This window comes from Kitasatospora sp. NPDC024654 (assembly GCF_055559155.1).
In genome coordinates this window covers 1-12,865 of the sequence record NZ_JBVHLF010000021.1, presented here as the reverse complement: position 1 = coordinate 12,865, position 12,865 = coordinate 1, and the positions used below count along the sequence as shown (strand labels likewise).

The following is a 12,865-nucleotide window of genomic DNA, read 5'->3' as shown; positions in this document are numbered from 1 at the left end:
CGGCTCGGCATGCTCGCCCCAACGGCCCATGAGCGGTGAGCACCTCCAGGCGGCTCGCCGGAGAATCGAGGAGACCGACACCCCGGCCGGAGCCTCCCATGACAGACCTCGCTTTCATCGGCGTCACGATCCTCGTCTTCGCAGTCCTCGCCCTGATCGCCAAGGGGGCGGAGCGACTGTGAGCGGACGACCGCGGCGCTCCGCCGTTCGGATGGCGCGATGACCGTCGACAACATCGTGGGACTGGTCGTCGCGGTGGCGCTCCTCGGCTACCTGGTGCTGGCGCTGGTCCACCCCGAGAGGTTCTGAGGTGAACCCCACGCTCGCGGGTCTCCTGCAGGCGTTGCTCCTGGTCGCCGCGCTCGCGCTCTCGCACCGTCCGCTGGGCGACTACCTGGCGCACCTGCTGACCAGCGGGAAGCACCTGCGGGTCGAGCGCGGCATCTACCGCCTGATCGGCGTCAACGGTGACTTCGACCAGCGGTGGACGGCGTATCTGCGCAGCGTGTTCGCCTTCTCCGCCGTCTCGGTGCTCTTCCTCTACGCCTTCCAGCGGCTGCAGAACCACCTCTGGCTCTCCCTCGGCTTCCCCGCGGTGAGACCGGCGCTGGCGTGGAGCACCGCCGCCTCCTTCGTCACCAACACCAACTGGCAGTCGTACTCGGGGGAGTCGACCATGGGCCACCTGGTGCAGATGGCCGGTCTGGCGGTGCAGAACTTCCTCTCCGCCGCGGTGGGAATCGCCGTGGTGGCGGCACTGATCCGCGGCTTCCACCGCAACCGCACGGATCAGGTCGGCAACTTCTGGGTGGACCTGGTGCGGGTGACGGTGCGCCTGCTGCTGCCGGTCTCGGTCGTCTTCGCGGTCGTCTTCGTGGCGGCGGGGATGATCGAGAACCTGCACGCGGCCACCCAGGTCACCACCCTCAGCGGCGGCAGCCAGCGCATCACCGGTGGACCGGTGGCCTCGCAGGAGGTCATCAAGGAGCTGGGCACCAACGGTGGCGGCTTCTACAACGCCAACTCGGCCCACCCGTTCGAGAACCCCAATCCGCTGACCAACTGGCTGGAGATCTACCTGCTGCTGGTGATCTCGTTCTCGCTGCCGCGCACCTTCGGCACGATGATCGGCGACCGACGCCAGGGGTACGCGATCGTCGCCGTGATGGCGCTGTTCTGGGTGGGCTCGGCGTCCCTCCTGACGTTCTTCGAGTGGCAGCACAGCGGTACCGCCCTGCGGGCGGCCGGGGCCGCGATGGAGGGCAAGGAGGTGCGCCTCGGCATCGCGGGCTCCGCCCTCTTCGCCTCGTCCACCACACTGACCTCCACCGGCGCGGTCAACTCCGCCCACGACTCCCTCTCGCCCCTGGGCGGCGGGGTGGCGGTCTTCGACATGATGCTCGGCGAGATCGCTCCCGGCGGCACCGGGTCCGGCCTGTACGGGATGCTCGTCCTGGCCGTGGTCACGGTCTTCGTCGCCGGTCTGATGGTCGGCCGCACCCCGGAGTACCTGGGCAAGAAGCTCGGCGGCCGGGAGATGAAGTTCGCCTCCCTCTACATCCTCACCACCCCGGCGATCGTGCTGGTCGGCACCGGCGTGGCCATGACCTTCAGGGGCGAGCGCGCCGCCATCCTCAACAGCGGCCCGCACGGGTTCACCGAGGTGCTGTACGCCTTCACCTCGGTGGCCAACAACAACGGCTCCGCCTTCGCCGGCCTGACCACCACCAGCACCTGGTGGAACACCGCGCTCGGTCTGGCCATGCTGTTCGGCCGCCTGCTGCCGATGGTCTTCGTCCTGGCGCTGGCCGGCTCGCTGGCCCGGCAGAAGCCCGTCCCGGTGACCGCGGGCACGCTGCCGACCCACCGGCCGCTGTTCGTGGGGATGCTCTCCGGCGTGGTGCTGATCGTCGTCGGCCTGACCTACTTCCCCGCCCTGGCCCTCGGGCCGCTCGCGGAGGGCCTGCGCTGATGTCCACCTCCCCGCTCCAGCCGGCTGGGGCCGAGCCCGACCACACCTCGGCGGCGCACGAGGCCCACCGGGTCTCCGGGGGACTGCTCGACCCCAAGCAGCTGCTCGCCTCCTTCCCCGACGCGGTCCGCAAGCTCGACCCGCGGGTGATGTCCAGGCATCCGGTGATGTTCGTGGTCGAGGTCGGCTCGCTGCTCACCACGTACTCGGCGATCCGCCACAGCAGCGCCTTCGCCTGGGTGATCACGGTCTGGCTCTGGCTGACGGTGGTCTTCGCCAACCTGGCCGAGGCGGTGGCCGAGGGCCGTGGCAAGGCCCAGGCCGCGACGCTGCGCCGGACCAAGACCGAGGCCGTCGCCAGGCGGATCGTCGGCCCGTGGCGCCCCGGCACCACCGACCTCGCCGAGGAGGTGGTCCGGGCGGCGGAGCTGAGGCTCGGCGACCACGTGATCGTCGAGGCCGGGCAGCTCATCCCCGGCGACGGCGACGTCGTGGAGGGCGCCGCCTCGGTCGACGAGTCGGCCATCACCGGCGAGTCCGCACCGGTGATCCGCGAGTCCGGTGGTGATCGTTCGGCCGTCACCGGTGGCACCAAGGTGCTCTCCGACCGGATCGTCGTGAAGATCACCTCCAGGCCCGGTGAGACCTTCATCGACCGCATGATCGCGCTGGTCGAGGGCGCGGCCCGGCAGAAGACGCCCAACGAGATCGCGCTGAACATCCTGCTCGCCGCGCTGACCATCGTCTTCCTGCTCGCGGTCGTGACGCTCCAGCCGATGGCGAGCTACGCGGGCGCCGAACAGACCATCGTGGTGCTGGTCGCCCTGCTGGTGGCGTTGATCCCGACCACCATCGGCGCGCTGCTCTCCGCGATCGGCATCGCCGGCATGGACCGCCTGGTGCAGCGCAACGTGCTCGCCATGTCGGGCCGCGCGGTCGAGGCCGCGGGCGACGTCTCCACGCTGCTGCTGGACAAGACCGGCACCATCACCTTCGGCAACCGGCAGGCCGCCGAGTTCACTCCGGTCGCCGGTACCGACGTCAACCTGCTCGCCGACGCCGCCCAGCTGTCCAGCCTGGCCGACGAGACTCCCGAGGGCCGCTCGATCGTGGTCCTGGCCAAGGAGAAGTACGGACTGCGGGCCCGCACCCAGGCCGAGATCGGCCACGCCGAGTGGATCGGGTTCACCGCGCAGACCAGGATGAGCGGCGCCGACCTGGCGGAGGACGGGGGCGTCCGGCGGATCCGCAAGGGCGCGGCCGGCTCGGTCGTCGCCTGGGTGGAGCGGAACGGGGGGCGGCCGTGCGAGGAGCTCGGCGGCCTGGTCGACGGGATCTCCGCGGCCGGCGGCACCCCGCTCGTGGTGGCGGTCCACGAGACCGGTGAACCGGCGCGGGTGCTGGGGGTCGTCAACCTCAAGGACGTGGTGAAGCACGGCATCCGGGAGCGCTTCGAGGACCTGCGCCTGATGGGCATCAGGACCGTGATGATCACCGGGGACAACCCGCTGACGGCCAGGGCGATCGCCGACGAGGCCGGCGTCGACGACTTCCTCGCCGAGGCCACCCCCGAGGACAAGATGGCCCTGATCCGGCGGGAACAGGGCGGCGGCAAGCTGGTCGCGATGACCGGTGACGGCACCAACGACGCCCCGGCGCTGGCCCAGGCGGACGTCGGGGTGGCGATGAACACCGGTACCTCGGCCGCCAAGGAGGCCGGGAACATGGTGGACCTGGACTCCAATCCCACCAAGCTGATCGAGATCGTCGAGATCGGCAAGCAACTGCTCATCACCCGAGGGGCGTTGACCACCTTCTCGATCGCCAACGACGTCGCGAAGTACTTCGCGATCATCCCGGCGATGTTCGCCAGCGTGCACCCGGGCCTGGGGCACCTCAACGTGATGAGGCTGCACAGCCCCACGTCGGCCATCACCTCGGCGATCGTCTTCAACGCGCTGATCATCGTCGGGCTGATCCCGCTGGCCCTGCGCGGTGTCCGCTACAAGCCGTCCTCGGCCTCCGCGCTGCTGCGGCGCAACCTCGCGATCTACGGCGCGGGCGGACTGGTCATGCCGTTCGTCGGCATCAAGGCCATCGATCTCGTCGTCCAGTTCATCCCCGGCCTGCGCTGACCGGCGCGGGCCACGACCGACCGAAGGAGCACGTCCATGGCGAGGTCCATGCCCCCACTCGTCCGACTGCACCTGACCGGTCTGCGCGTCCTGCTCGTCTTCACCGTGATCTGCGGCCTGGCATACCCGCTGCTGATCACCGGGATCGCCCAACTCGCCCTCCCCGGGCAGGCGAACGGCTCGCAGGTGCGCCAGCACGGCCGGGTCGTCGGCTCCAGCCTGCTGGGCCAGAACTTCAACCTGCCGAAGAAGAACCCCGCCGACCCGAACGAGCCGGTCCGGCCGGACCCGAGCTGGTTCCAGCCGCGTCCCTCGGCGGCGGGCGTCGACGGCTACGACCCGACCGCCTCGGGGGCGTCCAACCTCGGCCCCAACGACCGGAAGCTGACCGAGACGATCCACGAGCGCCGCGCGGCGCTCGCCGCGTTCGACGGCGTCGCGGCCGGCGAGGTGCCCCCCGACGCGCTCACCGCGAGCGGCTCCGGCCTCGACCCGGACATCTCGCCCACCTACGCTTATGAGCAGGTCAACCGAGTGGCCGCGGCGCGCGGTCTGGACCCGGCGAAGGTCCGCCGGCTGGTGCAGCAGCAGCTCCGGGACCGCACCCTCGGCTTCCTCGGCGAACCCCGGGTCAACGTGGTCGCCCTCAACCTCGCCCTCGCGCGGCTGGGCTGACACCCGCCGAGGAAGGAGGCGCGCGGTGCTTCCCCCGGTGCCCGCTGGACGGGCGGGTCTGAAGGTCTACCTCGGCGCGGCCCCGGGCGTCGGCAAGACCTACCGGATGCTCGACGAGGCGCTGCGCCGCCGGGCCCGCGGGACGGACGTGGTCGTCGCCTTCGTGGAATGCCACGGGCGGGAGCGCACCGAACACCTGCTGCGCGACCTGGAGGCCGTGCCGCGCGCCCACCGCACCTACCGGGGAGCCCGGTTCACCGAGCTCGACCTCGACGCGGCCCTCGCCCGCCACCCGGAGGTGGCCCTGGTCGACGAGTTGGCCCACACCAACGTCCCCGGCGGGCGCAATCCCAAGCGCTGGCAGGACGTCGAGGAGCTCTTGGCCGCGGGGATCGAGGTCGTCACCACGCTCAACGTCCAGCACCTGGACTCGCTCAAGGACGTCGTTCACAGGATCACCGGGGTCCCGCAGCACGAGACCGTCCCCGACGAGGTGGTCCGCCGTGCCGACCAGATCGAACTGGTCGACCTGCCGCCGGAGGGCCTGCGCCGCCGGATGGTGCACGGCAACGTCTACGCCGCCGACGAGGTCGACACCGCGCTCGCCAACTACTTCCGGCTCGGCAACCTCACCGCACTGCGTCAACTCGCCCTGCTCTGGCTGGCCGGTCAGGTGGACGAGCGACTGCGGGCCCACCCGGCGGAGCAGGGTCCCGGCGCGGTCTGGCAGACCCACGAGCGGGTGGTGGTCGCCCTCGCCGGCGGGCCGGAGGACGCCACCCTCATCCGCCGCGCCGCCCGGATCGCCGCCCGCAGCCCGAGCGGTGACCTGCTCGCCGTGCACGTCGCGCGCGGCGACGGCCTCGCCGACACCTCCGCCGACGGCTTCGCCACGCAGCGCCGACTGGTGGACGGCCTCGGCGGCACCTTCCACTGGCTGGTCGGCGAGGACGTGCCCACCGTCCTGGTGGACTTCGCCCGCGCACAGCACGCCACCCAACTGGTCCTCGGGGCGAGCCACCACGGCTGGTTCGTCCGCGCGCTCACCGGACGCGGTGTCGGGGAGACGACCGTCGAACTCGCGGGCGACATCGACGTCCACGTGGTCGGCCCGGCGGAGTCCGGCATCGGCCGGTCACGGAAGGGCTAGGCGCCCGCGGGATGTGCCGGGCAGTCCGGCGGGCGGCAGCCGGCGCCGTACCGTCCGCCGGGAAGGCTTCTTCCACGCCGCCACCACGCGCCTTGCGCCGCGGCGCTGTTCGCGGCGACCTCGCCCCTGGACCGGGCAGCCTGCGACGGTTCGCGTTCGCGCCCCGGGCGCTGAGCGGGACGGCGGACGGCACTCGGCAGATCCTGACCAGGACCGCCGGCGCGATCATCACCGTGGTGGGACTGGTCCTCTCGATCCCATCGTGGCCCGCACACTGGCCTCCGACCAGTTCGGGTCCGGGACGCTGCGAGCTTCACAGCCCGAGGCAACGATGAGGTCGTCCTGGCCCGTAAGGACTACTTGGAGGGCTCCCACTTCGACGAGTTGCGCGGCCGGGACGGGGCCCGGCCGAGCGCGCCAGGCGGTCCCAGGCGGCGTTGGCCGACCGCAGCCGGTGTCGGTCGAGAACGCGGGGGTTCAAGTCGGAACACCGACCGTTACCCCACGGCGGTCAGGGGTGTTGGGCGAACTGGCTGTGGGTGCACGCTGATGATCGCCGAAGCACGGGCAGGGTTCCTGAGGTGCAGAGCCGGGGGACCATCCCCGCAGATGCGGGGAGCAGGCGAGCATGTGCTCCAGCCGCTGGCCACGTTCGGGACCATCCCCGCGCGCGGGAGGGTGAAGCAGCCCCCGGCGGATCGCCTGCCGGGGGCCGCTCGCTTGGGCGGGAGCGGGAGGGGTCGCACCCTCTCCCGCCCCCGACCCGCCGCTACCGTGAGCGGCGGGCCCGGTGGGTGAGCCTGGTCAGCCCGCGTGGAGCGCGGTGCGCAGGGTCTCGGTCGCGAGCGTGATGGCGGCCTGGGCGGCGTGGGTGCCGCGCAGGGCGTTGAGCATGACGAAGTCGTGGATGATGCCCTGGTAGCGGACGGCGGTGACGGGGACGCCGGCCTGGCGGAGCTTGTTGGCGTAGGCCTCGCCCTCGTCGCGCAGCACGTCGGCTTCGCCGGTGATGACCAGGGCCGGGGGCAGGCCGGTGAGTTGCTCGGTGGTGGCGCGCAGGGGGGAGGCGGTGATCTCGGCGCGCTGGGCGGGGTCGGTGGTGTACTGGTCCCAGAACCACTGCATGCCGTCGCGGCGCAGGAAGTAGCCCTCGGCGAACTGGTGGTAGGACGCGGTGTCGAACGAGGCGTCGGTGACCGGGTAGAAGAGCACCTGCTGGACGAGTGGGACGTCGCCGCGTTCCTTGGCCATCAGGGTGAGGGCGGCGGTCATGTTGCCGCCGACCGAGTCGCCGGCCACCGCGATGCGGGTGGCGTCCAGGCCGTTGGCGGCGCCGTCGGTGACGATCCAGCGGGCGACGGCGTAGTTCTGCTCGATGGCGACGGGGTAGCGGGCCTCGGGGGAGAGGCTGTACTCGGGGAAGACGACGGCTGCCTGTGCTCCCACGGCCAGTTCTCGGACCAGGCGGTCGTGGGTGTGGGCGTTGCCGAAGACCCAGCCGGCGCCGTGGATGTAGAGGACCACCGGCAGGGTGCCGGTCGCGCCGGCGGGCTTGACGATCCGGGCCCGGACCTCCCCGGTGGTGCCGCCGTTGACGGTGATCCACTCTTCGTCGATCGCGGGCTTGGCGATCTCGCTGGACTGCACCTCGTCCACGACCTTGCGGCCCTCGGCCGGGTCGAGGTCGAAGAGGTAGGGCGGGTTGGCGGTGGCGGCCGCGAACTCGGCGGCGGCGGGCTCCAGGACCGGGCTGGTGGGCGTGTGGTCGGACATGGTGGTCTCCTCGGTGCTGGGTGTGCATGCGGGGGCTTGCGGGGTGTCGTGCTCTCCCGGCACCAGAAGACTATGACACGATTAACTTGTGCACAACTAAAACTTGCGCGATGAAATCGTTCCATCGCCCCGGGTATGCTCTGCTGTTCAGATTGGCCATGGATCGAAGGAGTCCGCGATGGACGGCACCGACCTCCCGGGCACTCCGGAGGAGTTCACGCTCCTCCTGGACGACCAGCTCTGCTTCGCCCTCTACGCCGCCTCACGTGCGGTCACCAACCGCTACCGTCCACTGCTGGACGACCTGGGCCTCACCTACCCCCAGTACCTGGTCCTGCTCGTGCTCTGGGAGCACGGTGCGGTCCCCGTCAAGGACATCGGCGCCGCGCTGCAACTCGACTACGGCACGCTCACGCCGCTGATCAAGCGCCTGGAGACAGCCGGGCTGGTGCGCCGCGAGCGGCGTCCCGACGATGAGCGCACCGTGCAGGTCACCCTCACCGAGCAGGGCCAGGACCTGCGCGAACGCGCCCTCGCCGTGCCCGCCGCCATGGGCGACGTGATGGGCCTTTCACCGCAGGAGTCCGGCGACGCCAAGAAACTGCTCCGCCGCCTGACCGCCAACGTCACTCACGGCCGCACCGACGACCGCGCCTGACCGCACGCTCTGTGGACGACGCTCATGCGGTCGCCGGTGTCGGAGGCCGGGTCGGTGCGGGCGGTGTAGTCATCGACTTCGGGGTCGGTGCCGCCGGGCACCGTGATCCCGGCCTCGTTCTCCTGCAGGGGTTGCTCCCGGTGTCGGTACTCGGCTCCGGGAGCTCAGCAGTCGGCTCCGCGTGAGCGGGGGTAGCTCGGGCCCTCGGCGGCCGGGGCTGCGCGGTGTCCGCCGGGGGCGTTTCGGGCGGTGCGCCCCGCTGATCCGGCAGAAGGACCCTAGCCATCCACCATCGCCAACGCCGGTCGCGACCGGGGCCGCTCGTCCGCGCCGGCGCGCTGGTGCTGGGTTCTGCTGACCACGAAGGGGGATGTCGGGCTGCCGTCAGGGTGGACTGATTCGTCGTGGCCGCAGGGCCGGAGAGGGGCCCGAATAATGGAGAGCATGAACGAATACGGCCACACCACGGTCGAGGACGACCTGCCCGAATTCCCGTGACCCGGTTCATCGGCCAGCAGATCCTCTCCGTCCGAGAGACGACGCCCACGAGCCAGGACGGCACGAACTCACGGTTCGATCCCCGACCGTCTACCAGGCCCTGATCCGCACCGCCGCCGACGCCGCGGCCAGCCGGCCCGGCCTTGGCATGGACCCGGATCAGCTTCACCGTCGTCCTGCGAGCCGCGGTGGTCACCGCCAGCGGAGTGCTGCCCGAGGAGCCAAGCCGCCTGGTCGGCGCCATCGGTCGCGCACTCCTGGACAGCCTGCTGCCAGCCTGCCACCGCCAGCGTATGAAGGCCCGCGGCCTGAAAAGCGCCAGCATGTACGCCTCGAATATCGGCAAGCACCCCGCCACCGCCCAGAGCTACACCTTCCAGGCCGACGTCACGGTCATGGAAGGAGGGCTTGCACCCCGTCCACGACGCTGAACGCAGCGGCGTTGGTCAGCTCGGCCGCGTAGTCGGGCAGGTCGACGTTGCTGATCTGCTTGCCCATCTCCAGCATCTTGTCGAGGATCCGGTGCCGGTTCAGCAGCCCGTTACGCACCCGCAGCCCGGTCGCGGTGCCGGGTGCCAGGAACGGGCCGGTGCGGTCGCCGCCCTTCTGGCAGCCCCGGGCGTAGTCGCGCAGGGCGTGCTCGTAACGGGCGAAGGCGGTGCGATGGTCGCCGCTGGCCCGGGCCAGCTCGCCGGCCAGAACATACGCCGCCACCACAGCGGTGCCGGTACCCATCCCACCGATGGTGGCCCCACAAGCGGCGTCGCCGAGCAGGGCGATCCGACCGGTGGACCAGGCGGGGAGGTCGGCCCGACTGATCGAGTCGAAGTACAGCTCGGGGGCCTGCCCCAGGCTCTCCAGCAGCCGGGGCACCTCCCAGTCGAGGCCTGCGAAGGCGTCTCGGATCAGCGTCTTCTGCTGCGACACGTCGTGGCGGTCGTAACGGAGTTCGGTCGACGCGAAGACGAAGAAGGCACCCGCCCGAGTCGGGTCGCGATGGTCGGCGCCGACCGCGGCTAGCCGGCCGGGGACGTTGAGACCGATCGAACCGGGCGGCAGGCCCAGGTAGTTGGACAGTTGCCAGGTGGCGGCGTAGTAACCGAGGTGGCGCACGTAGCGCTCCTCCGGGCCGAAGGCGAGCCGACGGACATTGGAGTGCAGCCCGTCGGCGCCGATCACCAGGTCGAACTCGCGTGGAGCCCCGTGCCGGAAGGCTACCCGGACACCGGTGGGCGTCTCGTCCAGGGCCGTGATCGAGTCGCCGAAGAGGTACTCGGTGCGCGGGAGGCTGCGCCGGTACAGCACCTGGGCGAGCTCCCCGCGCGGGACCTCGACGTCCCCGCCCGCGAAGTCGGCCGGCAAGCGGAGCATCTGACGGCCGCGCCGGTCGACGAAGGTCATCGGGCTGCCGCCGGTGTCGAGCGCGCGCAGCTCGTCGAGCACGCCCATCCGCTCCAGCACGGTCAGGTGGGTCTTGCCGCGGAAGTCGACGGCCTGGCCGCCGCCGCGCAGGGCGGGAGCCAGCTCGACGACGGTGGTCTCGAAGCCGTGCCGCCCCAGCCAGTAGGCCAGCGCGGGGCCGGCGATGCTCGCGCCCGAGATCAGGACCTTGGTGCTCACGTGAACCACTCCATCCGAGACTGTCGAATAACTGTGTCTGGCAGACACTGTTTATTTCTGTGTACAGTAGACACAGTTGGGCCGCCTCGCAAGGGGCAGTCGGAAACACGGGACGGAGCGGGAAGTGGGCGAAGAAGCGAACGAGGCGGTGCGGCTGCTCTGGGGACCGCCCGCAAAGCCGTCCCGGGGACCGAAGCCCGCACTGAGCCTGGCGCGGATCGCTGCGGCGGGCGTCGAGATCGCGGACGCCGAGGGCCTCGGTGCCGTCTCGATGCAGAAGGTGGCCGGACTGCTCGACTTCACCAAGATGTCGCTCTACCGCTACGTACCCGGCAAGGCAGAGCTGGTCGCGCTGATGGTGGAGGCCGCAGTCAGCGAACCGCCACAGGCCGTGGACGGGCTCGGGTGGCGCGAGCAACTAACGGCTTGGGCAAGGACGTTGACGTGGTCGTTCACCGAGCACCCGTGGCTGCTCGACGCCACCATCGGACCGCGGGTGATGGGCCCCAAGGAACTCGGCTGGCTGGAGCGGGTGGTCGCGGCCCTGGACGGCCACGGGCTGACCGGCTCCGAGCGGATGGACGCCGCGGTGCTGCTGGCCGGGCACGTCCGGGGCATCGCCGAGCAGGCCCGCGCCACCCGGCCGGACGGCTCACCTGAGGCGGAACTTCTGGCCGTCCTCGGCGTTCTGGTGCACCGGCACGCCGACCGCTTCCCCGCGCTCGCCGCGGCCATGGCCTCACAGGACGGCCGGGACCAGGCGCTGGACTTCGGCCTGGAGCGCATCCTCGACGGCCTGGAGGCTCTGATCACGCGCCGCACCGGGTGACTCGGGGAAGATCAGCCGCAACCGGTCACCCTCGGGCGCACCGCACAGGCCGGCTCACCTCCTGCGCGCCTGCTACAGCTGGCAACCGGAGGGCGCCCACCGGCCCTCGGACGAGGACCAGCTCACCCAGGCCGAGGCGGTCCCCGCGCGGGCCGCCCAGGACCGCCGGCCCCGCCCCTCCCAGCAGGTCGCGCCGGGCTGGCCAATCGGACTATGAGACCGCAGCAAGATCGCGAGACGAAAACCTGTTGGCGTGCTGCCGGTCGGCGGCAATAGTCCGCTGTCCACGGCCGACAGCGGGGGAGGAACGCATCACCGACGTTTTCGCATGCGGATGCTGCGGCGCCGTCCTGACAGCACCGGTCTCGCGGATCGCGCTACCCACTCACGCCCGCCAGATGTGCCAACACGACTTCCTCCCCGCGCTGTTGGAACCAGGCACCTACGCCGTCGATCCAGAACCCTCCGGGCCGCCGTGGCGGCGCTGGGACGAGGTCGGCGCGGAGGGGGCGGAGCAGCGTGGGGTTTTCGCCCCGGTCTTCTCGCTGTCCTTCGGAGAGCCGGGCGCGATCGTCCTGGCACCGGGGGACACCTGCGGCACCGTGCTCATCCCTGATCGATGCGACGGCTACTGCCTCGGACTCGACGGTCGGGACGGCCCCAACCTCGCGTGGGAGCAGTGCGGGCAGCCGGTCGCGACCCGCATCGACGACTGCTCCTTCTGGCAGAAGGTGCGACTTCTGCCGTCCGCGGTACGCCGCGTGCCCGGCGCCGGCCCCACGCTCCCACCCGTCGACTGGAAAGAGCTGCGGCACGAGTATCCGGCCATGCCCCCCATCGAGCAGTCCGGGGCGTGGGACCCGCGCTGGCGGGTGGCGGTCGGTGCCGCGTTGGCCCACCTGCTGGCTGCCTCCCAGGGAACCGCACTCGCCCTTCCACCGGGCCTCCTCACAACGACGTTCGGCCGCGCAGTCGACGCCCTGCTCCCGTTCGGCCCTCCGGCGAAGACCGTGACGCTGGCCGGCCCGGGGTTGCCGACGCCCGACGTCGTGCGCGACGTCGCCTTGGTCCCGCGACACCCGCAGACGGGCCAGACGTGGTCTCCGCAAGGCGGCGCGCCCTTGGTCACGGTGCCGTTGGCCGCTGAGGTGTGGCTCTACCTGGCCTTCGGCCGCGAGATGTCCCTCCTTCCCGCCGCGGGTGGCCTGCCGGCCGGCGTCCAGCGCGACGACCCCCTACCGCCGCACCCCATGTGACTGTTCCGTCCCGATCGGGAGGTCTTCCACCACGCACTCGCCCGCCTACCCGCCGTCCGCCTGCCGTGGCTCCGCCCAATCAACGACCGCCTAGTACTACAGGGCTAGATCTGCATCATCCGGAGGCGCATGCGCCGACGGAAGTGATGTCGCCTGGCCTCAATTTGGTGGCGGCGGCGGAGCGTTGACCAGTGCAGTGCGTGTCGTATCTCGTGGAGAGGGCGGCCGATGAGGTTGAACAGGCGGCGGGCCTCCGCCAGGCTCACCGGCCGCTTCCAGGGGCGAGGCCGGGCGCCCGC

10 protein-coding genes and 1 pseudogene are annotated in these 12,865 nt (G+C 71.2%); 9 read left to right on the top strand and 2 right to left on the bottom strand.

Annotated elements, in window-relative coordinates; all coding sequences use genetic code 11:
* Window positions 1–219: 219 nt before the first annotated feature.
* The 5 genes and pseudogenes from kdpF to ACZ38L_RS15205 form a co-directional block, all read left to right on the top strand.
* Window positions 220–309, top strand: coding sequence for a K(+)-transporting ATPase subunit F (kdpF, locus tag ACZ38L_RS15225; RefSeq protein ID WP_396567738.1), 90 nt, complete (start codon window positions 220–222; stop codon window positions 307–309).
* A 1-nt stretch (window position 310) separates the two neighbouring features.
* A complete protein-coding gene (gene kdpA, locus ACZ38L_RS15220) occupies window positions 311–1,972 on the top strand; it encodes a potassium-transporting ATPase subunit KdpA (protein ID WP_465693010.1) in 1,662 nt (553 codons plus the stop codon).
* Complete coding sequence (gene kdpB / locus ACZ38L_RS15215) at window positions 1,972–4,107, top strand: potassium-transporting ATPase subunit KdpB (RefSeq protein ID WP_465693008.1); 2,136 nt, start codon at window positions 1,972–1,974, stop codon at window positions 4,105–4,107. Before kdpA ends, kdpB begins: the two co-directional genes overlap by 1 nt.
* A 36-nt stretch (window positions 4,108–4,143) precedes the next feature.
* A complete protein-coding gene (gene kdpC, locus ACZ38L_RS15210) occupies window positions 4,144–4,782 on the top strand; it encodes a potassium-transporting ATPase subunit KdpC (RefSeq protein WP_465693006.1) in 639 nt (212 codons plus the stop codon).
* A 37-nt stretch (window positions 4,783–4,819) separates the two neighbouring features.
* Window positions 4,820–5,914, top strand: a pseudogene (locus ACZ38L_RS15205) (histidine kinase); the annotation flags it as partial.
* Window positions 5,915–6,736: 822 nt separating this feature from the next.
* Here the strand turns inward: ACZ38L_RS15205 and ACZ38L_RS15200 are convergent.
* Complete coding sequence (locus tag ACZ38L_RS15200) at window positions 6,737–7,705, bottom strand: alpha/beta hydrolase (RefSeq protein WP_465693003.1); 969 nt, start codon at window positions 7,703–7,705, stop codon at window positions 6,737–6,739.
* 178 nt (window positions 7,706–7,883) lie between these two features.
* Here ACZ38L_RS15200 and ACZ38L_RS15195 point away from each other — a divergent pair, with 178 nt between their 5' ends.
* Together ACZ38L_RS15195 and ACZ38L_RS15190 are read left to right on the top strand one after the other, a co-directional pair.
* Window positions 7,884–8,363: a MarR family winged helix-turn-helix transcriptional regulator gene (locus tag ACZ38L_RS15195; protein WP_465693000.1), complete on the top strand. Its 480-nt coding sequence runs from the start codon at window positions 7,884–7,886 to the stop codon at window positions 8,361–8,363.
* Window positions 8,364–9,004: 641 nt separating this feature from the next.
* The gene (locus tag ACZ38L_RS15190) at window positions 9,005–9,292 is read left to right on the top strand and encodes a hypothetical protein (RefSeq protein ID WP_465692997.1); all 288 of its coding nucleotides are present in this window, start codon (window positions 9,005–9,007) and stop codon (window positions 9,290–9,292) included.
* Here ACZ38L_RS15190 and ACZ38L_RS15185 read toward each other — a convergent pair.
* Window positions 9,255–10,481 (bottom strand): FAD-dependent monooxygenase, encoded by a 1,227-nt coding sequence (locus ACZ38L_RS15185; RefSeq protein ID WP_465692995.1) that lies wholly within the window; start codon window positions 10,479–10,481, stop codon window positions 9,255–9,257. The two genes, ACZ38L_RS15190 and ACZ38L_RS15185, sit on opposite strands and share 38 nt — an antisense overlap.
* Before the next feature lie 124 nt (window positions 10,482–10,605).
* Here ACZ38L_RS15185 and ACZ38L_RS15180 point away from each other — a divergent pair, with 124 nt between their 5' ends.
* Both ACZ38L_RS15180 and ACZ38L_RS15175 read left to right on the top strand, forming a co-directional pair.
* The gene (locus ACZ38L_RS15180) at window positions 10,606–11,310 is read left to right on the top strand and encodes a TetR/AcrR family transcriptional regulator (protein WP_465692992.1); all 705 of its coding nucleotides are present in this window, start codon (window positions 10,606–10,608) and stop codon (window positions 11,308–11,310) included.
* A gap of 398 nt (window positions 11,311–11,708) precedes the next feature.
* Window positions 11,709–12,566 (top strand): hypothetical protein, encoded by an 858-nt coding sequence (locus ACZ38L_RS15175; protein WP_465692990.1) that lies wholly within the window; start codon window positions 11,709–11,711, stop codon window positions 12,564–12,566.
* Window positions 12,567–12,865: the final 299 nt, after the last annotated feature.